We start from the raw sequence: 22643 nt of genomic DNA on the forward strand, positions 1-22643 counted from the left end.
TCAGCGAGCAATTGAAAACGCGAATTCCAGGCGCGCATTCACCGGCGCAGAGAACGGCTTTGCCTGTTCCATGCCTGCTCTCGCCAAACACTGAAACAAAGAACTGCGCAAGCCAGCACGTGACTTGGCGCGGGCGGATTTCTTCGTCCCGAGCCTTTTCCATATAGATCGAGGGCAATCGAAATGGCCAATTTCAACAAGTCGGATCTGGAGTTCATCCTCAAGCAAATCTTCATCGCGGAAGCGCATGCGGCCGGCACCAGCCTCAGTGATTTGCTACCCAACAGTCAGGTGCCTTTCGGCCTGCGTACCGTCGATGGCAGCTACAACAACCTGGTCGCCGGGCAAACCGAATTTGGCGCTGCGGACAACTCCTTCCTGCGTCTACTGGACGCCTCCTACAGAGCGGCTTATGCCGGGACCGGGACGGTAGTTGACGCGCAGCCACGGATTATCAGTAACCTGATCAACGACCAGACCGCCAACAACCCGGCCGCCGTTGCAGCCAACGGTGGCGCCGACCCGGTGATCAGTCCCGGGCTGGACGGCGTGTTCGGTACCGACGACGACAAAGAAGTGTTCTTCATTCCCAACGAGTCGCCGGACGTCGGTCTGACCGCCGGCTTCAACTCGTGGATGACCTTTTTCGGCCAGTTCTTCGACCACGGCCTGGACCTGGTTACAAAGAGCAGTACCGACATCGTTTTTATCCCGCTGCAGCCCGATGATCCATTGTATGTACCGGGCGGCCCAACCAACTTCATGGTGTTGTCACGTGCCGTGCGTACCGCCGGCGTGGACGGTGTCGTCGGCACGGCCGATGATGGGCAGCCCAACACCACCTCGCCGTTCGTTGATCAGAGCCAGACGTACAGCTCGCACCCGTCGCATCAGGTGTTTCTGCGTGAATACATGCTCAATGCGGCTGGCGAGCCGGTTGCCACGGGGCGCTTGATTACCAACCGCGATCTCGGCGCCGATGGCAAGTTCGGCACGGCCGATGATGGCGACGGCGCGAGTGGTGGCATGGCGACCTGGGCAGTGGTCAAAGCCCAGGCCCGTGACATTCTCGGGATCAACCTCACCGATGCTGATGTGCACAGCGTGCCGCTGCTGGCGACCGATGCATATGGCAATTTCATTCGCGGGCCGAGCGGCATGCCGCAGGTGGTGATGCGCGTCAGTAACGGTGCCGACGGTATCGCCGGAACAGCTGATGACGTTACTCAACTGGTCGAAGGCAACCGGGATGCGCCGATCAGTCTGGCCAGCGCCGTGAGCACCGGGCATGCCTTCCTCGACGACATCGCCCACAATGCCGCGCCGGTCGTGGTCGGTGGGAATTTGCAGGCGGACGGCGACACCGATGTCGGCAACGCGCAGCCCGCTGGCCCAGGTGGCAACAACCTGACCTATGACAACGAATTGCTCGATGCCCACTACATTGCCGGCGATGGCCGGGTCAACGAGAACATCGGCCTGACGGCTGTGCACCATGTGTTCCACTCGGAACACAACCGCCTGGTTGAGCAATCCAAGCAAACCATATTGGCCGCGGGCGATCTGGCGTTCCTCAATGAGTGGTTGGTGGATGACGTCGCCGCAATGCCGGCTTCGCTTGCCGAAATCGCAGCGTTGGTGTGGGACGGCGAGCGCCTGTTCCAGGCCGCCAAGTTCGGCACCGAGATGCAGTACCAGCACCTGGTTTTCGAAGAGTTTGCGCGGACCGTCCAGCCGCAAATCGATGAATTCCTCGCACCCAACGGCTATGACACCTCGATCAATCCGGCCATCCTCGCCGAGTTCGCCCACGTGGTGTACCGCTTTGGTCACTCGATGTTGACTGAAACGGTCGATCGCTTCGACCCAGAGTTCAATCCGCTGCTCACTGACCCTGACAACCCGGACTCGCAAATGGGCCTGATCGCGGCCTTCCTCAACCCGCTCGCCTTCGCGGGCAGTGGCGCGACGGCGGACGAAGCGGCAGGCGCGATCATTCGCGGTGTGACCCGCCAACTGGGCAACGAAATCGACGAATTCGTCACCGAAGCCTTGCGCAACAACCTGCTGGGGCTGCCGCTCGATTTGCCGGCCCTGAACCTGGCGCGCGGTCGCGACACAGGCATTCCGACGTTGAACGAGGCGCGGCGTGAATTCTACGAGATGACGGGCGACAGCCAGCTCAAGCCGTACATCAGCTGGGCGGATCTGGCCAATAACCTCAAGCACCCTGAATCGTTGGTCAATTTCATCGCAGCCTTCGGCACCCACGGGGCCTTGACGGCGGCCGATGTCGATACGCTGGTCGAGATGCGTGCGATTGCCGCGGCCCTCGTGTTTGGCGGCAGCGCGGTCATCAACGCCGGTACTGCCGATGAGCGTACCTTTACCGCCACTGAAGCGGATCGTCTGGACTTTCTCAACAGTTCGGGCATCTACGCCATGGTCAACGGTGTGACCACCACCGGTGTCGACGACATCGACTTCTGGGTCGGTGGTCTCGCCGAGCAGAAGATGCCGTTTGGCGGCATGCTCGGCTCTACCTTCAACTTCGTGTTTGAAACCCAGATGGAGGCGTTGCAGAACGGCGACCGGTTCTACTATCTGTCGCGCGTTGCAGGCCTGAACTTCGGCACCGAATTGGAGAACAACTCCTTTGCCAAGTTGATCATGCTCAACAGCGATGTCACCCATCTGTCGAACACCGTGTTCCTGACGCCAACGTTCACCCTCGAAGTGAATCAGGCCAATCAGTTCACTGGCCTGGGTGCGGACGGCCAAGCCGACCCGACGGGCGGCCTGATGATCAACGGCGTGGAAATCGTCAAGCTGGTGGTTCGCGACAACCCCGACACCCAGGGGGCAGACAGCAATTTCCTGCAGTACAACGGTGCGGACCATGTGGTATTGGGAGGCACCGCCGGCGATGACATCATCATCTCCAGTGAAGGCGATGACACGCTTTACGGTGACGGCGGCAACGACCGCCTGGAAGGCGGCGCCGGCAACGACGCGGTCCTGGGCGGCGCCGGTGATGACATCATCACCGATTCGTTCGGTGACAACCGTCTGGAAGGCAACGCCGGTAACGACGTGATCATCGCCGGCAGCATGCTGGCCGGGGGCAACCTGATCCTGGGTGGCGATGGCCAGGACTTCATCGTCACCACCGAAGACATCAGCACCACCTTCGGCGGCCAGGGCGACGACTTCATTCTCGGTGCCAAGACCAACTTGCCACCGACCGGCAACGAAGGTGACGACTGGATCGAGAAGGGCACCCAGGACGGTGCACCTGGCGATAACGCCTCGCCGTTGGCCAACGATGATGTGATCGGCAACGACATCTTTATCGGTGGCGCTGGCTTCGACGAAATGATCGGCGAGGGGGGCGATGACATCTTCGTCGGCAGCGATGCCCAGGACAATATGGACGGTATGTCGGGCTTCGACTGGGTGACCCATAAGAATGACAAGATCGGCGTGACCGTCGACCTGACCATGGCCGCGCTGGCGCAGCCACACGGTAATGCGCCAAATCAAAACAACGGGCCGTTCAACCCGGTCGGCGCATCGCCGGCCTCGATCCTCGACCGGTTTGCCGAGGTCGAAGGCTTGTCCGGTTCGAAATTCGGCGATGTGCTCAAGGGCGATAATGTTGATGCGGTCACCATCGTTGACCACGGTGGTACGACGGGCAGTGCGCTGACCAATGTGGCGTTGATCCGCGGGCTGGAGCAGTTCCTGGCCGACGCCGGTTTGCCGACCACCGGCTTTGCCACGGGCAATATCATCCTGGGTGGCGATGGCAGCGACCTGATCGAGGGTCGTGGTGGTGATGACCTGCTCGACGGCGACAAATGGCTTAACGTCAGGATTGCGGTTTATGCCCCTGACGACACCAACCATAGCGGCCCTGAGATCGCCTCCTTCGACAGCATGGTCGAGATGATCCCGTTCATGATGGACGGTACCTATAACCCGGCTCAGCTCAAGGCCGTGCGGGAAATCCTGCCCGGTACCTCGACAGGCGGAGCCGCCTACGACACCGCGATTTTCTCCGGGCAGCAGTCCGAGTATGTGGTGACGCGCGACACCCGCGGTACGCTCAATACAGCGGACGATGTCTGGACGGTGGCCGATACCGTAGCAGGGCGCGACGGCACCGATACCCTTCTGCATATCGAACGCCTGCAGTTCTCCGATACCCAGCAAGTGCTGCTGCCGGGGCTCAACGCGCAACCGGTTGGCAGACCGAACATCGCCGACGCAAACGGCGGGGCGATCACGGTGGGCGACGTGCTGACGGTCAGCGTGGCCGGGGTGAGCGACGCCGACAATATTGGTGGCAGCCTCAACAACTCCTCGGTGTCCTACTACTGGCAATTCGAGGCGGATCCAGGCAGCGGCGTTTTCGAGGACATCATCTTGTTGCCGGCCGGCGACCTGGCGTTCCAGAGTGCCGACGGCACCACGTTCAAGGTCTCGCCCGACCTTGCCGGGTTATCGCTGCGGGTCAAGGCAATCTACCAGGATGGGCATGGCACTACTGAAGTGGTGTTCTCGCAGCCGACGGCCGTGGTCGTTCCCGGCGCGCCGGTCGTACCGACGTCGCCGACACCCGTGGCCGATGCCACGGCCGGTGGCGAGGGCCTTCACATGGTCCGCTCCGACCTCAACTTCATCCTCGATCAGATCAAGATTGCCGAGGCTGACGCGGCCGGCCAGGACATGCTCTCGCTGATCCCGAACATCCGCGCGCCGTTGGGCCTGCGTGCGGTCGATGGGTCGAACAACAACCTGCTGAACCTGAACGGCAACAACCATACCGAGTACGGTGCTGCCGATAACCTCTTCCCGCGCCTGAGCGACCCGGTCTTCAATCCGGCAGAAGGTGTACCTGCCGGTTTCTTTGGCCCCGGCTCGCCGGCCATTCCGGGATCGTCTTATCAGCAAACCAGCGGCTTTGTGTTTGACTCGCAGCCGCGCACCATCAGTAACCTGATCGTCGACCAGACATCGAACAACCCGGCGGCCTATGCCACGGCTTATGACCCGGGGGCCAACGGTCATCTCGACTTTGGCGTAACCGGTAGCGGTAACGACGACGTGCTCAAGGAGGGGGTACGGATCGTCGCCAGCCCTGGCATGGATGGCCAGTTCGGTACCGGCGACGACCACGATGTGTACCTGTTCGAGAACACCGCGGCGGATGCGGGATTGTCCGCGCCGTTCAACGCCTGGATGACCTTCTTCGGGCAGTTCTTCGACCATGGCCTGGACCTGTTGACCAAAGGCGGTTCAGGCACTGTGTTCATCCCGCTGCAACCGGACGACCCGCTGTATGTGCCGGGCGGCAACACCAATTTCATGGTGTTGACCCGCGCGACCAACCAGCCAGGGGCGGATGGCGTGTTGGGCACGGCCGACGATGTCCGTGAGCACACCAACACCACCACGCCGTTCGTGGACCAGAACCAGACCTACAGCTCGCATCCCTCGCACCAGGTATTCCTGCGCGGATACGTGATGACGGAGGATGGCCCCAAAGCGACCGGCAATCTCATCACCAACCGTGACCTTGGGCCGGACGGCAAGTTTGGTACTGGTGACGACAGCGAAATCGGTGGCATGGCGACCTGGAAAGTGGTCAAGGCGCAGGCACGTGATGTGCTGGGTATCGATCTCACCGACGCCGATATCGACAGCAGTCCGCTGCTGGCGACGGACGCCTATGGCAACTTCATCAAGGGGCCGAACGGCTTCCCGCAAGTTGTCATTCGGCTCAACAACGGGCTGGACGGTATCGCCGGCAACGCCGATGACGTCACGACCCTCGTCGAAGGCAATCCGGCCAACCCGATAAGCCTGGTGAACGCGGTACGCACGGGCCATGCCTTCCTCAACGACATCGCCCATAACGCTGTGCCGGTTGTCGTCGGCGGGGTTCTGCAGGCGGATGGCGATGTCGATGTCGGTAACGCGCAGCCCGTTGGCCCGGGCGGCAACAACCTGACCTACGACAACGAACTGCTTGACGCTCACTACATCGCCGGTGACGGCCGGGTCAACGAGAACATCGGCCTGACCGCAGTGCATGCGATCTTCCACGCCGAGCACAATCGATTGGTTGCGCAGACCAAGGACACCGTGCTCGATTCCAATGACGTGGCCTTCCTCAACGAGTGGCTGCTCTCGCCGGTTGCTGCCTTGCCGGTCAACCAGGCCGAGATCGATGCGCTGGTGTGGAATGGCGAGCGCCTGTTCCAGGCGGCCAAGTTCGGCACCGAGATGCAGTATCAGCACCTGGTGTTCGAGGAGTTTGCGCGGACCATCCAGCCTCGCGTTGACCTGTTCTTCGCACCGACCCAGGTCTATGACGTCGACCTTGATGCCTCGATCGTCGCCGAGTTTGCCCACACCGTGTACCGGTTTGGCCACTCGATGCTGACCGAGACTGTCGATCGCTACGACGTCAATTTTGACGTGATTGGCGATCCGAGCAGTGCTGATCCCGATCAGCAACTGGGCTTGATCGCGGCATTCCTCAACCCGTTGGCCTATGCCGCCAGTGGCGTGACGCCGGAGGATGCGACCAGTGCGATCGTGCGCGGGGTAACTCGGCAAGCCGGTAACGAAATCGACGAGTTCGTCACCGAGGCACTGCGCAACAACCTGCTGGGCCTGCCTCTTGACCTGCCGGCGATCAACATCGCCCGTGGTCGCGACGTGGGGATTCCCTCGCTCAATGCGATTCGCCGCGACATCTACAACCAGACCGGAGATACCCAACTCAAGCCGTACAGCAGCTGGGTCGACCTGGTGCAGCACCTCAAGCATCCGGAGTCGTTGATCAACTTCATCGCGGCTTATGGTACGCACAGCACGATCACGGGGGCGACTACGCTCGAAGGCAAGCGTGCCGCGGCGATGTTGTTGGTGTTCGGCGATGGCGGGATCAACGAGCCATCCGATCGCCTGGACTTCCTCAACGGCACCGGTACCTGGGCCAACGTAACGCGGGCGGGCAAAGACGGGGTTCTGGGGACTGCCGACGATCTAAAGGGTGTGACGATCACAGGGGTCGACGCCATCGATCTATGGATTGGTGGCCTGGCCGAAGAGAAAACGCCGTTTGGCGGCATGCTCGGCTCGACCTTCAACTTTGTGTTCGAAAATCAAATGGAGAAACTGCAGGACGGCGACCGCTTCTACTACCTGGAGCGCACCTCTGGCCTGTCGATGAATGCCGAGCTGGAAAGCAACTCGTTCGCTAAGCTGATCATGGCCAACACCTCGGCCACGCACTTGCCGGGCCTGGTGTTTTCGGACCCGGGCTTCTATCTGGAGAGGGATCAGTCCAAGCAGTACAACGATGGCTTGGGCAATGCCGACCCGCTGGACGAGAACGGCCAGCAGGTGGTGTTCCGCGACAACCCGCTGACTGCCGGACCGGACACCAACTACATCAAGTACACCGGTGACCAACACATCGTGCTGGGCGGTACCAACGATGCAGACATCCTCATCGCGAGTGAAGGCGATGACACCGTCTGGGGTGACGGCGGCAACGACCGCATCGAGGGCGGTGACGGCAACGACCAGCTGCGCGGTGGTGCCGGTGACGACATCATCAGCGATATGGGCGGCGACGATAACATCCAGGGTGGCGACGGCAACGACGTGCTGCACGGTGGTAACGGCATCAACCTGATCATCGGCGGGTTCGGCAATGACTTCATCGTGACCGGTGAGGACGCCTCCGAGGCCATTGGTGGACAGGGCAATGACTTTATCCTGGGCAGCAAGGCCAACGAACAGGACATGGGTAACGAAGGCGACGACTGGATCGAGAAGGGCACCTCCGACGGTGCGCCTGGCGACAACTTCGATCCGCTGGGCAACGACCCGGTCATCGGCAACGATGTCTTCATCGGTGGCAACGAGAACGACAAGTTCAACGGTGAAGGCGGCGACGACATCATGGTCGGCAGTCTCGGCTTTGGTGACCGCTATATCGGTGGCTCGGGCTTTGACTGGGCAACCTTCAAGGGGCTCGCCCAGGGCGTGAGCATCGATTACAGCGACCGCTTTTTCGATGTGCCGCCGGTTCCGGGCTCGGGTGCTTCGGCACTGGTGCGTTTCGACATCATGGAAGGTCTGTCGGGTTCATCGCACGGTGACTTCCTGCGCGGCGACAATCAAGATGCCGCATCGTTACCGGGTGCAGGTGCAACCGGCAGTGTGCTGACCAACATCGACCTGATCGACGGCCTGGCGGATGTGCTGCCGGCCGGAGCGACGTTCTTCGATGGCGGCAACATCATCCTCGGTGGCAGCGGCAGCGACCTTATCGAGGGTCGCGGTGGCGACGACATCATCGATGGTGACAAGTGGCTCAACGTACGCATCAGCGTCCGGGCAAATGCCGATGGTACCGGACCGGAAATCGCTACCTTCGACAGCATGGAGCCACTGGTTCCGTTCATGCTCAACGGTACGTACAACCCGGGTCAGTTGATCATCAAGCGGGAGATTCTGACGGGCGATGACAGCTTCGATACCGCGGTGTTCTCCGGTAATTCGACGGAATACATCGTTTCTGTCGAGGGCAATACAGTCATCGTGACGGATCTGGTGGCGGGGCGTGATGGTGTCGATCGCTTGACGGGCATCGAGCGTCTGCAATTCTCTGACCTGGCGCAGTCATCCGGCGTTGGTAGCGCCTTGAACGAGGGGCCATCGGGTCATCTGGCGATTCTCGATGATGCTACCGGTCTGCGTGACGACACGCCTGTGGCCGGCCAGTTGCTACGCGTCAGCGGTCGTGCCGTACACGATGCGGACAACGTAAGCGGCGCCAATCCGACCGGTACGTTGTCCGGAGCGGTGGCTTACTACTGGCAGGTGGAAAACATTCCAGGCACGGGGATCTATGAGGACATCACCGTTGTTGCCGCCGGCGAAGCCTCGCGGGCGACCGGGACCACCTACCGGGTGACGGACGATGTGGCGGGTCTGAACATTCGCGTCCGGGCGGTGTATCAGGATGCCAAGGGTACGCTGGAAATCGTCGACTCGTCGGCGAACAGCGCACCCACCGCGGGGCCGACGGTCACCGGTCTTTTGGTGGAGGACCAAGTGTTGACCGCTGACCCATCGAGCATTATCGATCTGGATGGCCTCAGCAATCCGCAGTTCACCTACCAGTGGCAGGCAACCAACGGGGTCAGCTTCGTCGACATCGTCGGAGCCACCAGTAGCACGTTCACGCTTGGCCAGGACCAGGTCGGCGACCAGGTGCGGGTAGTGGTCAGTTACGTGGATGACTTTGGTGTAACCGAGAGCGTGGCGTCCGACCCTTCGGACCCGGTCGCCAACGTCAACGATGCACCCACCGGTGCGTTGCTGATCAGCGATACGACACCGGATCAAGGACAGGTGTTGACCGCGCTGACTGCCGGGATTGCCGATGAGGATGGGCTGGGCACCTTCAGCTTCCAGTGGCAGCAAGGTACTGGCGCTTCCTTCACCGACATTAACGGCGCGACCGCTGCGACCTTCACCCCGGGCTTTGCGCAGGGCAATCTGCAATTGCGGGTGATCGTGCGCTATACCGACGGCTTCGGTACGCTGGAGACGCTGACCTCGGCGGCAACCGCTGCCGTTACGGTAACGCCTGGCGTGGTGCTGGAGGGTACCTTTCTCGCTGACACCCTCACCGGTGGCGGGGGTGCCGATGTGCTTAGTGGCCTGAGCGGCAACGATACGCTCAATGGTCTGGCCGGTACTGATCAACTGCTAGGTGGCTTCGGCAATGACATCCTCAACGGCGGAGACGACAACGATATCCTCAACGGCGATATCGGCGACGACCTCCTCAACGGTGGCCTCGGCGCGGACGCCATGAATGGCGGTCTCGGCAACGACACCTTCGTGGTGGACAATGTTGGCGACGTTGTCACTGAGATTGCCTTGGGCGGTACCGATCTGGTGCAAACCAGCCTGGCCAGCTACGTGCTGGGTGCCAACCTCGAGAACCTGGCCTATACCAGTGCGGGCAGCTTTACCGGTACCGGTAATGCGCTGGCCAACATCATCACTGGCGGGGTTGGTAATGACGTCCTCAGTGGCGGGGACGGCAACGACACCCTCAACGGCGGGCTTGGCGCGGATGCCATGAACGGCGGTGCCGGCAACGACACCTTCGTGGTGGACAATGTCGGTGACAGCGTCACCGAAGCGTTGGGCGGTGGTACCGATCTGGTGCAAACCAGCCTGGCCAGCTACCTGCTCGGGGCCAACGTCGAGAACCTGACCTATACGGGGGCAGGTAACTTCACCGGTACGGGCAATGCGCTGGCTAACACCCTGACCGGCGGGGTGGGTAACGACATCCTCGATGGCGGTGCGGGTGCTGACCAGATGGCAGGGGGCGCTGGCAACGACACCTACATCGTCGATGTGGTCGCTGATGGGGTGTTCGAGGTGGCGGGTGGCGGTACGGATAGCGTGCAGACGACGCTGGCCAGCTACGTGCTTGGTAATAATGTCGAGAACCTGGCTTACACCGGAGTCAACAACTTCGTCGGTAACGGTAACGGGCTGAACAATAACATCGTCGGCGGGGCAGGTAATGACACCCTTAACGGCAACAGCGGCAACGACATCCTTACCGGCAACGCAGGTAACGACACGCTCAATGGTGACATCGGCAACGATCAGCTGTTGGGTGGCATAGGCACCGATACCCTGAACGGCGGTATCGGCGATGATGGCCTCGACGGTGGTGACGGAAACGATGCCTTGAATGGTGACGCAGGCAACGACACGTTGCTGGGTGGGCTGGGTAATGACGTGCTGGATGGCGGTACCGGCAACGATCTGCTCCAGGGCGGCGATGGCAGCGACACCCTCAATGGTGGTATCGGTAACGACACATTGCTGGGCGGTATCGGCAATGACTTTATCGATGGCGGAGTGGGCAACGATAGGGTCACTGGCGGTGCCGGCGACGATGTGATGGTCGCCAGCGTTGGCAACGACGTCTTCCTGTTCGCGGCGGGCTTCGGGGCCGACCAGATCATCGGCTTCGATGCCAACGCGGCGGGGGGCCAGGATCTGCTCGATATTTCCGCATTCGGTGTCACGGCTGCGACCTTTGCCAGCACTGTCATCATCACCGATGTCGGTGCGGATACCCTGCTCAGCTCCGCAGGAGGCGCTGAAACCATCCGCCTGGTCGGTGTGGCCGATGCGACAACCATCACTGCCTCAGACTTCATTCTGGCTACTTGAGGTGAAGTCCAGTCAGCGTTAACCGAGGCGGGGAGGGCAATGGATGCCCTCCCTTTCTTTTGCCGATGGATGTCGTCTGCCGCTTCCAGTCTGGAAAACTACGCTTGATCGCACTCCCGCAGGATCAGGCAAGTTGTCAGAAGGATCTGACTAACTCGCTGCACACCTTTATCCCTAATCTGAACACGTAGCGAGGCACCACTCGCGTCATCAAGCACTCAGTAAAGGATAGGGATCATGTCGAACATTTCGGAAAAAGTAGTGGTGATCACTGGCGCCAGCAGCGGTATTGGCGAGGCGGCCGCGCGTCTTTTAGCTGGCAAGGGGGCACGCGTCGTGCTGGGTGCACGTCGCACGGATCGCCTCGAAAGCCTCTGCCATGAGATCAATGCCGCGGGAGGGAGCGCCCAATTCAAGGCGGTTGATGTCACCAGCCGGTCTGACGTGCAAGCGTTTGTGGATTTTGCCGTCAGCCTCCATGGTCGCGTCGATGTGATCGTCAATAACGCCGGTGTAATGCCTCTGTCGAAGCTTGAAGCGCTGAAGGTCGCTGAATGGGACCAGATGATCGACGTCAACATTCGCGGCGTCCTGCATGGTATTGCAGCAGGCCTGCCTCTGATGCAGAAGCAGAAATCCGGTCAGTTCATCAATATAGCGTCTATCGGTGCATACACAGTCAGCCCGACAGCCTCTGTCTACTGCGCGACGAAATTTGCGGTACGGGCCATTTCAGAAGGACTGCGTCAGGAAGTTGGTGGAGACATTCGTGTCACCGTTATTTCGCCGGGGGTCACCGAATCGGAATTGGCCGAGAGCATCTCAGACGAAGGTGGACGGGCCGAGATGCGTGAGTTTCGTAAGATCGCACTGCCTGCCCAGGCCATCGCCCGTGCTATTGCCTATGCCATCGAGCAACCTGCCGACGTTGATGTCAGTGAGCTGATTGTCCGGCCAACCGCCAGCCCCTATTAATGTGGCGAGACTGGAGGAAAAGAAAATGACGGTCAAAAAGTCCGCAGATCAAGACAAATACGTCGGCATGTGGGTTACGGCAGATGGGCATATTCGCCATGAGCTATTGCCAGGCGGCCGATATGATGAGGCGCGAGGCAAGACAGCGAGCGCCTACCAGGGAAGATATTGGCTGGAAGGTGACCACATTGAATACGTCGATGACACCGGGTTTACCGCTGATGGCGAGTTCCGGGAGGGGATTTTGTATCACGCAGGCATGATTCTGTATCGCGAGGACTAGAAGCTGACCTTGGCGGTGATGAGCGTCGCTCCATCGACGCTCATCAGGAATCACCGCGCATGGCGTAAAAAAGTTGTACAAGCTCTGTCCTGATGGCGTAAAAACTATACATGAAGCTATTCTTGTATAGAATTTACAAAAGGCCGAGACGATCATGAACGTGGCTGATTCCAAGCGTTGCTTTGGACATCGTCTGTCGAGATGCTGGCTGTTCGCGTTGTTGCTGGCGGTACCTTGCTGGGCGGATTGGCGTCCCGCACTGCCAGACGGGCGTCTGTTGGGCAGCGGCGACTTTACCTGGTTCGGCGTGAGTCTCTACACAGCGCGTTTGTGGAGCCCAGGGATGCCGATGACCTGGGACCAGCCTTTTGCACTCGAACTGGTTTATCACCGTGCCCTTTCCCGGGACGCACTGGTTGAGGCCAGCCTCAAGGAAATGCGTCGCATGGCAGAGGCTCGTCCAGATGAGCCCACACTCCAACGCTGGTCCAGTGAAATGCGAGATGCCTTCGTCGATGTTCGGCCGGGAATGCGCATTACCGGGCTTTACCATCCAGGTAAAGGCTGCACTTTCTTCGTCGACGGCCAACTGCGCCGGCGGGTCGAGGACCCTGCATTCGCCCGTGCCTTCTTCGACATTTGGCTGGACCCGCGTACTCGGGACAAAGAACTGCGTCAACGCCTGCTGGGGATGGCCGGGCCGGCGGAGTGAGGAGGTTGAGATGCGTCGATTAGCGGTACTGCTCGTTAGCCTGTTGCTGGTCAGCTGTAACAACGTTGGCGTGGACCACTACGCGAAGGAGCGACCCGCTCTGGATCTGGTGGCCTTCTTCTCCCGGCCGGTACAGGCTTGGGGGTTGTTCCAGAATCGCTCGGGCGAGGTGGTCAAACGTTTCCATGTCCAGATTGAAAGTCGCGTCGAAGGACAAAAATTGATCCTCGACGAGCGATTTCTCTACAGCGATGGCACGCGTCAGCGGCGTACCTGGACGCTGGAACCGACCGGTTCCGGGCGATGGCGTGGCCGTGCGGACGATGTCGTCGGAGAGGCCAGCGGCGAGATCGCGGGCAACGCGCTGCACTGGCGCTACCGCCTTGACCTGCCGGTTGACGGCCGGCATTGGGAAGTGGATATGGACGACTGGATGTACCTGATGGACGAAGACACGATCATCAATCGCACGACTATGAGCAAGCTTGGCGTCGAGTTGGGACAGGTGATCCTGTTCTTTCGTCGCCAGCCGGCGTCAACTCCCTGAACCCACGATGGCCGAGCCGAGCAGGCGCTATTCGCCCATTGGAAAGATCAGCGCCGAGCCGCCAGTCGCAGGATAAGCGGCATCCATACAGCCCAAAGCGGCGCGAGCAGCAGGACTGTGCCAAAAGTGCCCCAAGGCAGACCGACACCCGCCAACGATGCGCCGGCGATGTAAGCCGGGGGACCGCCGCACATGCCCAGTAGCGCGCCGTACCAGATGGGATGTCGAGCCCAGGCCAGGCTATGGCGAAGTCCACTGGCCAGCACCAGCCACAGTACCGCCAGCCATAGAGGTAAGGGGCGCTGGGCAAAATCGAAAACGCCCAGCGCACCCAGGCTGGCATCCAGTGCGCAGCCTGCCATTGCCACACAGACCAGCGTGGTTGCTTCCTCGCGCGGCCGCGGGCAAGCAGCCACATGCACCAACAAACCTGCCGCCACCGGGAGCAGCAGCCAGGGATGCCGCTCGCTCAGCACGCAAGCCCACCACGCGGCTTGCATCCACAGTGCGTTGCCGATCAACCAGGCCCGGCTCATCAGGCACCCGGCAGCGAAGCTCGACGTGCGGCCGGGGCTGCCCAGAGCAGTTGCGCGACGCCAATTGCGCGCTCCTCGAAACCGCCCTGGCAATAACACAGGTAGAACTCCCAGAGGCGTTGAAATGTTTCGTCATAGCCCAGCTCAAGCAACGCGGTGCGCGACTGGCGCAAGTTGTCGCGCCAGTGCTGCAGAGTCCGCGCATAGTCCTGTCCGAAGTCCTCCATGTGCACCAGGTTCAACGTGGTATGGCAACTGGCGGTCTGCAGCATGACGCTCAAGGAGGGCAGGGCACCGCCGGGAAAGATATGGCGCTGAATGAAATCCACCGAGCGCTGGGCCTGTTCATAACGCTGGTCGCGAATGGTGATGGCCTGCAACAGCATCAAACCGTCTTCTTTGAGCAGCGATGCACACCGACGGAAGTAAACCGGCAAATAGCGGTGCCCCACTGCCTCGATCATCTCGATCGAGACCAGTTTGTCGAAGCGTCCGCGCAGGTCGCGGTAATCCTCGCGCAGGACGGTAATGCGTTCTTGCAGGCCAAGATCGCGGACGCGCTGCACGGTATGGGCGTACTGCGCCTCGGACAATGTGGTGGTCGTCACCCGGCACCCGTGACGGGTAGCGGCATGGATCGCCAGGCTACCCCATCCGGTACCGATCTCGAGCAGATGATCGTCGGGGCTCAGCGCGAGTTTCTCGCAGATACGCTCGAGTTTGTTCAGTTGGCCTTGCTCCAGGCTCTGCTCCAGACTGTCGAACATTGCTGCCGAGTACATCATGGTCGGGTCCAGCAGCCGCTCGAACAGGGCATTGCCCAAATCGTAATGAGCGAGAATATTGCGCCGCGCGCCTTGCCTGTTGTTTCGATTGAACCAATGCAGCAGGCGCAGGACCGGTCGACCCAGGCGCGCCAACCCGCCATCAAGGGCGTCGAGCACTTCCAGGTTGGCGACGAAGAGTCGGGTGACCGCCGCCAGGTCCGGCGTGCGCCAGTAGCCGTGGATGTAAGCTTCACCGGCACCGATCGAGCCGTTGGCAGCCACCATGCCCCAAGCTGCTTCGTCGAAGATCTCGACCTCGGCGTGCAGTGTGCTGCCGGCATCGCCAAACAGCCACTGTCGGCCCTGATAGATCAGGCGCAGACGTCCTTGGCGCAGGTTGCGCAGTTGGGAGAGCACGGCGCTTCTGCCCAGGCCGCCGAACAACGGCGCCAAGCCAAAGGATTTACTGACGCTCAGAGTTGGATCGGACATGCTCGGGCTCCTCGTGGAAGTCATGGCCAAGGTCTTGGCTGCTCTGACGGGTGGTGTGGGCAAAGAGTGGGGTGCGCTTGAGCAACAGGCACATGGCTTGCCAATAAATGGCACTGAGGGTACGCAGGCTCATCCAGGGGAAGGCCAGTACGTGTCGTCTCAATGCAGCGGCATCCAGCGGCTTGCGCTGCAGCGCCAGGTCGGCCTCGAAGACTTTCTGTTCTTCGCGGTGGTTTTCCATGTGGATGCGCACGTGCGCGCCATCGATGTGGAAGCGCATGTGGTATTGCATGTCCATCGGCAAGAACGGCGAGACATGGAATTGCTTGCTGACCGAGAATTGTCGCGGCTGACCGGGCAGCACCGACAGCACATAGTGAAAACGCTCACGCCAAGGTGTGTTACGCACCTCCAGCACAATCGCTGCCAGGAGGCCATCGCTGTCGTGGCAAAAGTAGAAGCTCACCGGATTGAAAGAAATCCCCCAACTGCGCGGCTGGGTCAGCAAATGAATGGGGCCGCACGGCGCCTGGCCCAAGGCCTTGGCCACCACTTCGCGCACCGCGTCTTTCAAAGGTATGCCGCGACGAGTCCAGGCTGGCAGGTAATCGGTTTCTCGCCAGCTCAGCGGTGCCAGCCGAGTAGCACCGAGTAACGGAGACAGGCCCAGCAGCAATTGCTGTTCGTCCAGATCCAGGTAAAGCATGGCGCTGCGATAGCGGAATCCGTGGTACCGCGGCATCAGGCGTCGGTGGCTGACCCAACCGTAGCAAAGGCTGCTGTTCACAGGCGCTCCCCGAACCGTTCGGCGACGCCCAAAGCGCTGACCACGCCATCCTCATGGAAGCCGTTGGCCCAGTAAGCGCCGCAGAAGTAGCTGTGCTGGTTTCCCTGTAGTTCACCCTGACGTGCCTGGGCCGCCATGGCGGCAAGGCTGTATTGCGGATGTGCGTAATCGAAGCGTGCCAAAACCTGCGACGGGTCCACGCAATCGCCCTGATTGAGGCTTACGCAGAAGGTCACGGGTGCGTCGAGGCCTTGCAGAATATTCATGTTATAGGTCACGGCGGCCGGCGCGTGTGCCGGGCCGCCGAGACGATAGTTCCAGCTGGCCCAAGCCTTGCGCCGACTGGGCAACAGGCGCGTGTCGGTGTGCAGCAATACTTCATTGGCGGCATAGTTCAGGGCTCCGAGCACCTCATGCTCGGTGGTCGTCGGTTTCTCCAGCAGCGCCAGAGCCTGGTCGCTATGGCAGGCGAACACGACTTTGTCGAAGCGTTCCTGGCCCGCGGCGCTGGTGATCACCACCCCGGTATCATCCCGGCGGACGCCCATCACCGGGCAATTGAGGCGAATGCGCTCGCTGAAGGTCCAGCACAACGGCTTCACATAACTGCGCGAGCCACCCTCGATCACCCGCCACTGCGGCCGCTGGCTGATCGAGAGCAGGCCGTGGTTGCGAAAGAAACGCACGAAAAAGTGCAGCGGGAAACGCAGCATATCGGCCCTTGATACCGACCAGATGGCCGATCCCATGGGGACGATATAGTGATGGATGAAACGCTGCCCGTAGCCTCGCATGCTCAGGTAGTCGCCAAGGCTTATGGCTTGGTCAATGCGGTGGTCGTCAAGGTCTGTTACCGCCTGGCGGTTGAAGCGCACGATATCGCGCAGCATCCCCCAGAAGCCCGGCGACAGCAGATTGCTGCGCTGTGCGAAAAGGGTGTCCAGATTATTGCCGTTGTACTCCAGACCGCTGTCCGGATCGTTCACGGAAAAGCTCATCTCGGTGGGGCGTGAGACGACTCCCAGGCGATCGAGCAAGCGAATGAAGTTGGGGTAGGTCCAGTCGTTGAAAACGATGAAGCCGGTGTCCACGGCATAGCGCTGGCCCTGCCATTCAATGTCGACAGTATGGGTATGACCGCCGACCCAGTCAGCCGCTTCGAACACGGTCACCTCATTGCTACGCGACAACAGATAGGCACAGGTCAGCCCAGAAATCCCGCTGCCGATAATGGCGATACGCATATGACGCTATTCCTGTTCGGTTCGCGCCAGTCGACGGCCCAGGGCCAGGCGCCAACGCGCCGGCAGGGCGCCAAGCAAGCGCAGGACGAGAGTGAAGAGGCGTGGAAAGTTGATCTCCAGCGGTCGTCGCGTCAGGCGCGCGACGACATGCCGCGCAGCGCGGTCGGCCGTCCAGAGTTGTGGCATGGCAAAGGTATTGCGCCGAGTCAGGGGGGTGTCGATGAACCCCGGGCTGACCAGCGTTACATCAATGCCTTCGGCGTGTAGATCCAGGCGCAGGGATTCAACGAGATAACGCAGGGCCGCTTTGGACGCGCCATAGGCTCCGGCCCGCGGCAGCGCCAGCCAGGTCACTGAGCTGCCGATCACTACCAGATGGGGTCGGTGCCCGCGGCGCAGCAGTGGCAGTGCCGCCTGCAAACAGTAGCTGACCGCCAACAGGTTGGTACGCATCACGCGCTCGACTGTCTCGGCCTCGAACTTGCCCGGCACCAGGTATTCGCAGGTGCCGGCGTTCAGAATCACCAGGTCCAGTGCGCCCCACGCCTGCTCGATGTTGTCGCAAATGGCCGAAACTTGACGCGGGTCAGCCACATCGCCGGTAGCGAGCAAGGCCCCTGGGTAGCGCAGCACGAGCGGCATCAGTGCTTCCGCCCGCCGCCCACCCAAGGCCACCGAATGGCCTTGCTCCAGAAGCCGTTCAGCCAGGGCGGCACCAAGGCCGCTGCTGGCCCCTGTCAGCCAGCAGCGACTCATGCAAGCCTCCCTTTGATCCAGCCGATCACTGCGCCAAGTACGGGAACGTGCTCGTAGATCAGGGCACCGGCATCGAAATAGTCGTGGTGCAGGTAGACATGCGTTGCCCAGCGCAGGTGGCTGCAGCCTTGCAGACTTATCGGCTGGCCACGGGACAGGCGCGGATGACGGAAGTGCAGGTTCCAGCGCAGATAACCTTGACCGGGGGCGGTTTCATCCACGTCCAGGAGTTCGTAGCGGATATCCTCGACGTTGCTGTACAGGTTTTCAAAATAGCTACGAAGTGCCGGCAGGCCATTGAGTTGGTGCAACGGATCACGAAATTGAACGTCGTTGCTGTACAGCTCGCCCAGTTTATCCAGGCAATCAGCGTTCAGCGTTGTGAACGTGTCAGCGAAATGGCGGAGATATGCAGACATGGCCGGCTCCAGGCAAAATTGTACAAGTTGAGAAAACTGTACAGGTTTACCTGAAGCCTACGGGGAAAATTGTACAAGTCAATATTCTTGTACACTTTTTGTATCGGTCGTTGCGTTACTCGTCTTGACCGCCAAGCCTTGCCAGTTGACGGCGAAGATCAGCCACTTCGGTCTCAAGCGACTGGACTCTTTCCAGAGCGGCAATCTTTTCGCTGACGTCGTGCTGTATGCCAATGTAGTAGGTCAACTGATCGGCATCGTTGTACACGGGAGTGATAGACAACTCGTTCCAGAACAGGCTGCCATCCTTACGATAGTTGCGCAGCACCTGACGGCAGGGCTGACCGAGGCGGATGGCGTCGCGGATTGCGTTGAGGCTGGCCTGGTCATGATCGGCTCCCTGCAGGAACCGGCAATCCTGATAGAGTATTTCGTCGGCACTGTAGCCGGTCAGGCGCTCGAAGGCAGGGTTGGCATAGATGAGAATGCTGTCACTGCCTTCCTGCTCGGCCACGACGATGCCGTCATTGGAGGCTTCGACCATAAGTTGCAGGAGTTTGGCGTCAATCATGGTCCGGGCTCGCTGTAGTTCGAGGATTTGCCTCACAGCGTAGTCGTCAGCGACAGCCATGCCTAGATGGCAAGACGCAGGAACCCGGACCGCGATTGGCTGGTTAAATAGCGCCATGCCTGGTTTAGAATGGCGACACACTCAGGATGTAACGACTTTCAATGACCGAGCCCCTCGAATCCGCCTCCGACGACGCCTTGCTCCCCATGCGCGAAGTCGCCAGCCTGACTGGCGTCAACCCGATCACCCTGCGGGCATGGGAGCGTCGCCACGGATTGATCCGACCTGTTCGCACGGTAGGTGGGCATCGCCTGTATTCGCAGCAAGATATCGAACATATACGCAGCATCATGCTCTGGACCAGCCGAGGTCTGCCAATCAGCAAGATTGGCGCTTTGCTCAACCGGCAGCAGAACACGCCGGAGCTCGCTGTCACAGACGCGGCCGAAGCCCCTCTGCTCCAATGGCAACAGGCAATTCATCGTGCCACGCAGGCTTTTGATGGCGCCGAGCTGGAGCGCCTTCACGGGCAACTGTTCACGATCTACCCGAAGGCTACGGTACTGGCGGCTGTTCTGCTGCCGGTCTGGCGCAGCCTGGCAGTTGGCGATGCTTTCGGTCGACGCAGTCAGTGGCTGTTCCTGGACGCTTTCTTTCGTGCGCGGTTGTTATTGCGACTGCAGATGAACCCGGGCAACGGTGCTTGCGTGCTGCTGGCCGACGGCTCTGGCCATGCACACGAACTGGAGCTGTTGTGCGCCGGTTTGTTGATGAGCAATGACCAGCTGCGCATTGAAGTGCTGGGCCCGGGCCAGCCCCTGGAAGAACTGCCATTGCTGTGTACAGCGATTCAGCCCGCCGCGCTGGTGCTGTTGGTCCAGACGCCACTGCAGGCCGATGCACACAAGCGACTGCGTGCCCTTCAAATGGGCGTTACGTGCCCATTGGCCCTGGTTGGCGACGCAGCTGCCGCTTCGTCGTCAGGGCTGCGTGGTTCTTCAATTGCCATATTGGGCAACGACGAAGCGAGTATTTTGCCCAGGCTGGAAGCCTTGGTAAGGGGAACGCTGCAAATTTGAATTTGGCGTTTCAGCTAAGCAGGCTTATCTGAAACGGCATTACTGATTCCGTCCAGCTCCTGCCACGGGTTGGATAGAGAACCCTTCCTGGGACACTGGGAAATGTGAGGAAACTCCAGTGTTCTGTCTGACTCGGATTGCTCTGCCTTGCAGTTCCTGCAGACGACCTTTGTTTGCGAAAGAATCCAGTTTCCATGCCAGGCGAGGAGTTTTTCAGAGGGTGACATGGTCATGAAACCTCTACAAATACTGTACAGATTTTTCTGTATTGTAGAGGTTTTTTGTCCGTTTCCAATCGACTTTGTGAGCAGCTCCACACAAATAGATGAGGGTTTTCGGTGGTCACTCACGCGGTGCCCACCGAAAAACTGCACTCTATTCTGCTGATGACAGCGGCGGGGTACGAGGCGGGATCATTCGTTTCGACCCGCTGGCTTCGAATGCCGAGGCAAAACGCAACAGTGCCGAATCGTCATAGGCTCGACCGGCAAACGTCAGGCCTACTGGCATGCCGATATCCGCCATGATGCCCATCGGCACGGTGACTGTCGGCACACCCAGATGCCGGATGGCCAGGTTGCCATTGGCCACCCATACGCCGTTACTCCAGGCGATGTCGGCAGAGACCGGGTTGACATCGGCGTCCGCCGGGCCAACATCCGCGACGGTGGGGAACAGCACTGCGTCCAGGCCCAGCCGATCCATCCAGTCTTCCAGATCGAGTTTGCGCGTCTGCTCGAGCCCACGCAGTCCATCGGGGACGGTACTGATCTGGTCCCACGGGGTGATACCACGCTCGGCCATCTTCACGTATTCGTCCATGCCGGCAGCGAGGTCGCCCTCACGGTTGGGCAATGTTCCCGGGTCATGGGGGAAAATCTTCGGTCCATCGACATCGACCAGTCGATTCAGCTTCGGATCGCCATTGGCTTGCAGGAAATCATCGAAAGCCCACGCAGTGAGATCCCACAATTCATGGTGCAGGAACTCCTTGGAGACGATGCCGCGATTGAACACCGTCGGCGCACCGGGACGGTCACCTTCGCAATTGGACACCAGCGGAAAATCGACTTCGATGACCTCGGCGCCAGCGGCTTCAAGAGCCTTGCGCGCCTGTTGCCAAAGACCGATCACCGACTCGCGGGTATTGATACGTTGGCCGGTCGGGCCACCGATCCCGGGTGCTTCGCTGGTGCCTGCTTCCGGATCGGCATTGATGTACATGCGCGGCACGCCGAGGCGCTTGCCGGCGAGCGCATCGGGTTGCGCGGCAAGTTCAAGATAGGAGGCAGGCCGGACCGAAGCGACGCTCGGAATCGGCACCCAGGGTTGCATGCGCCACAGGTCGCCACGGGTGTCAGGGTCGTCCGCCACGACCACGTCGAGCACCTCCAGCAGGTCGGCCATGGTTCTGGCAAACGGCACGACAACGTCCATGGTCGGTGTCAGCGGCCAGTTGCCGCGCACCGAAATCACGCCACGCGATGGCGTGTAGGCGCACAAGCCATTGTTGGACGCCGGGCCACGGCCGCTTGACCAGGTTTCCTCGGCCAAACCGAACGCCGCGAAGCTGGCGGCCGTGGCTGTGCCGGCACCGTTCGACGAACCGGAGGCGAACGGGGCGGTGAGGAAATCGGCGTTGTACGGGCTCTCGGCACGGCCATAGACCCCGCGCTGCATTCCGCCGTTGGCCATGGGCGGCATATTGGTCTTGCCCAGGCAGATAGCACCGGCGGCGCGCAGTCGTTCGACGGTGAACGCATCGCGATAGGCAATCAGATCCTTGAACGCTGGGCTGCCCGAAGCGGCCGTCAGGCCCTTGACCAGGTAACTGTCCTTCGCCGTATAAGGAATGCCATCGAGTGGCCCCAGCGTCTCGCCCCTGGCCCGACGGGCATCGGCAGCTTGCGCTTCCTTGAGCGCGTCCGGGTTGCGCACCACCACGGCATTGAGCGCGGTGTCGGTGTCGGCGCCGTCATACGCATCGATCCGGGCGAGGTAGGCCTGGACCAGTTCGACCGACGTGGTCTGGCCGGATTCGAGCGCAGCGCGCAATTGGGCAATGGAAACTTCGGTGACTTCAATCATGCGGTTACCACCGGCTCTCTCAAATATGAATTTCTTGACGGATCTGCGTGCGCAGCGTTGCGCGACGCAATCCGGTTTTCAACCTTAAG

The 22643-nt window shown here is 60.6% G+C and carries 14 protein-coding genes; 6 read left to right on the forward strand and 8 right to left on the reverse strand.

The window, feature by feature from the left end; translation table 11 throughout:
- Window positions 1–183 precede the first annotated feature (183 nt).
- The 5 genes from D8U73_RS13030 to D8U73_RS13050 all read left to right on the forward strand — a co-directional run bounded on the left by D8U73_RS13030 (window position 184) and on the right by D8U73_RS13050 (window position 13815).
- Window positions 184–11298: a peroxidase family protein gene (locus tag D8U73_RS13030; RefSeq protein ID WP_130904697.1), complete on the forward strand. Its 11115-nt coding sequence runs from the start codon at window positions 184–186 to the stop codon at window positions 11296–11298.
- A gap of 237 nt (window positions 11299–11535) precedes the next feature.
- Window positions 11536–12273 carry an SDR family oxidoreductase gene (locus D8U73_RS13035; protein WP_130904698.1) on the forward strand — a complete coding sequence of 246 codons (738 nt, stop codon included), beginning with the start codon at window positions 11536–11538 and terminating at the stop codon, window positions 12271–12273.
- 25 nt (window positions 12274–12298) lie between these two features.
- Window positions 12299–12556: an Atu4866 domain-containing protein gene (locus tag D8U73_RS13040; protein ID WP_056853386.1), complete on the forward strand. Its 258-nt coding sequence runs from the start codon at window positions 12299–12301 to the stop codon at window positions 12554–12556.
- A gap of 154 nt (window positions 12557–12710) precedes the next feature.
- Complete coding sequence (locus D8U73_RS13045; protein WP_130904699.1) at window positions 12711–13268, forward strand: chalcone isomerase family protein; 558 nt, start codon at window positions 12711–12713, stop codon at window positions 13266–13268.
- A 10-nt stretch (window positions 13269–13278) separates the two neighbouring features.
- Window positions 13279–13815 carry a DUF3833 domain-containing protein gene (locus D8U73_RS13050; RefSeq protein ID WP_130904700.1) on the forward strand — a complete coding sequence of 179 codons (537 nt, stop codon included), beginning with the start codon at window positions 13279–13281 and terminating at the stop codon, window positions 13813–13815.
- A gap of 47 nt (window positions 13816–13862) precedes the next feature.
- Here the strand turns inward: D8U73_RS13050 and D8U73_RS13055 are convergent, their stop codons facing one another.
- The 7 genes from D8U73_RS13055 to D8U73_RS13085 all read right to left on the reverse strand — a co-directional run bounded on the left by D8U73_RS13055 (window position 13863) and on the right by D8U73_RS13085 (window position 19387).
- Window positions 13863–14351, reverse strand: a complete 489-nt coding sequence (locus D8U73_RS13055; protein ID WP_130904701.1) for a DUF2878 domain-containing protein — start codon at window positions 14349–14351, stop codon at window positions 13863–13865.
- Window positions 14351–15610, reverse strand: a complete 1260-nt coding sequence (locus D8U73_RS13060; RefSeq protein ID WP_056853389.1) for a cyclopropane-fatty-acyl-phospholipid synthase family protein — start codon at window positions 15608–15610, stop codon at window positions 14351–14353. Before D8U73_RS13060 ends, D8U73_RS13055 begins: the two co-directional genes overlap by 1 nt.
- Window positions 15582–16397 carry a DUF1365 domain-containing protein gene (locus D8U73_RS13065; RefSeq protein ID WP_056853390.1) on the reverse strand — a complete coding sequence of 272 codons (816 nt, stop codon included), beginning with the start codon at window positions 16395–16397 and terminating at the stop codon, window positions 15582–15584. Before D8U73_RS13065 ends, D8U73_RS13060 begins: the two co-directional genes overlap by 29 nt.
- The gene (locus D8U73_RS13070; protein ID WP_130904702.1) at window positions 16394–17641 is read right to left on the reverse strand and encodes an FAD-dependent oxidoreductase; all 1248 of its coding nucleotides are present in this window, start codon (window positions 17639–17641) and stop codon (window positions 16394–16396) included. The genes D8U73_RS13065 and D8U73_RS13070 overlap by 4 nt, the downstream gene beginning before the upstream one ends.
- Before the next feature lie 6 nt (window positions 17642–17647).
- Window positions 17648–18397: an SDR family NAD(P)-dependent oxidoreductase gene (locus D8U73_RS13075; protein ID WP_056853392.1), complete on the reverse strand. Its 750-nt coding sequence runs from the start codon at window positions 18395–18397 to the stop codon at window positions 17648–17650.
- Window positions 18394–18816 (reverse strand): nuclear transport factor 2 family protein, encoded by a 423-nt coding sequence (locus D8U73_RS13080; RefSeq protein ID WP_130904703.1) that lies wholly within the window; start codon window positions 18814–18816, stop codon window positions 18394–18396. Before D8U73_RS13080 ends, D8U73_RS13075 begins: the two co-directional genes overlap by 4 nt.
- 115 nt (window positions 18817–18931) lie before the next feature.
- Entirely contained in the window at window positions 18932–19387 is a 456-nt protein-coding gene (locus D8U73_RS13085; RefSeq protein ID WP_130904704.1) for a PAS domain-containing protein, read from the reverse strand.
- 161 nt (window positions 19388–19548) lie between these two features.
- Here D8U73_RS13085 and D8U73_RS13090 point away from each other — a divergent pair, with 161 nt between their 5' ends.
- The gene (locus D8U73_RS13090; protein ID WP_130904705.1) at window positions 19549–20466 is read left to right on the forward strand and encodes a MerR family transcriptional regulator; all 918 of its coding nucleotides are present in this window, start codon (window positions 19549–19551) and stop codon (window positions 20464–20466) included.
- Between the two features lie 375 nt (window positions 20467–20841).
- Here the strand turns inward: D8U73_RS13090 and D8U73_RS13095 are convergent, their stop codons facing one another.
- Window positions 20842–22554, reverse strand: coding sequence for an amidase (locus D8U73_RS13095; RefSeq protein WP_130904706.1), 1713 nt, complete (start codon window positions 22552–22554; stop codon window positions 20842–20844).
- Between the last annotated feature and the right edge of the window lie 89 nt (window positions 22555–22643).

This window comes from Pseudomonas sp. Sample_22 (assembly GCF_004307635.1).
GTDB lineage: Bacteria > Pseudomonadota > Gammaproteobacteria > Pseudomonadales > Pseudomonadaceae > Aquipseudomonas.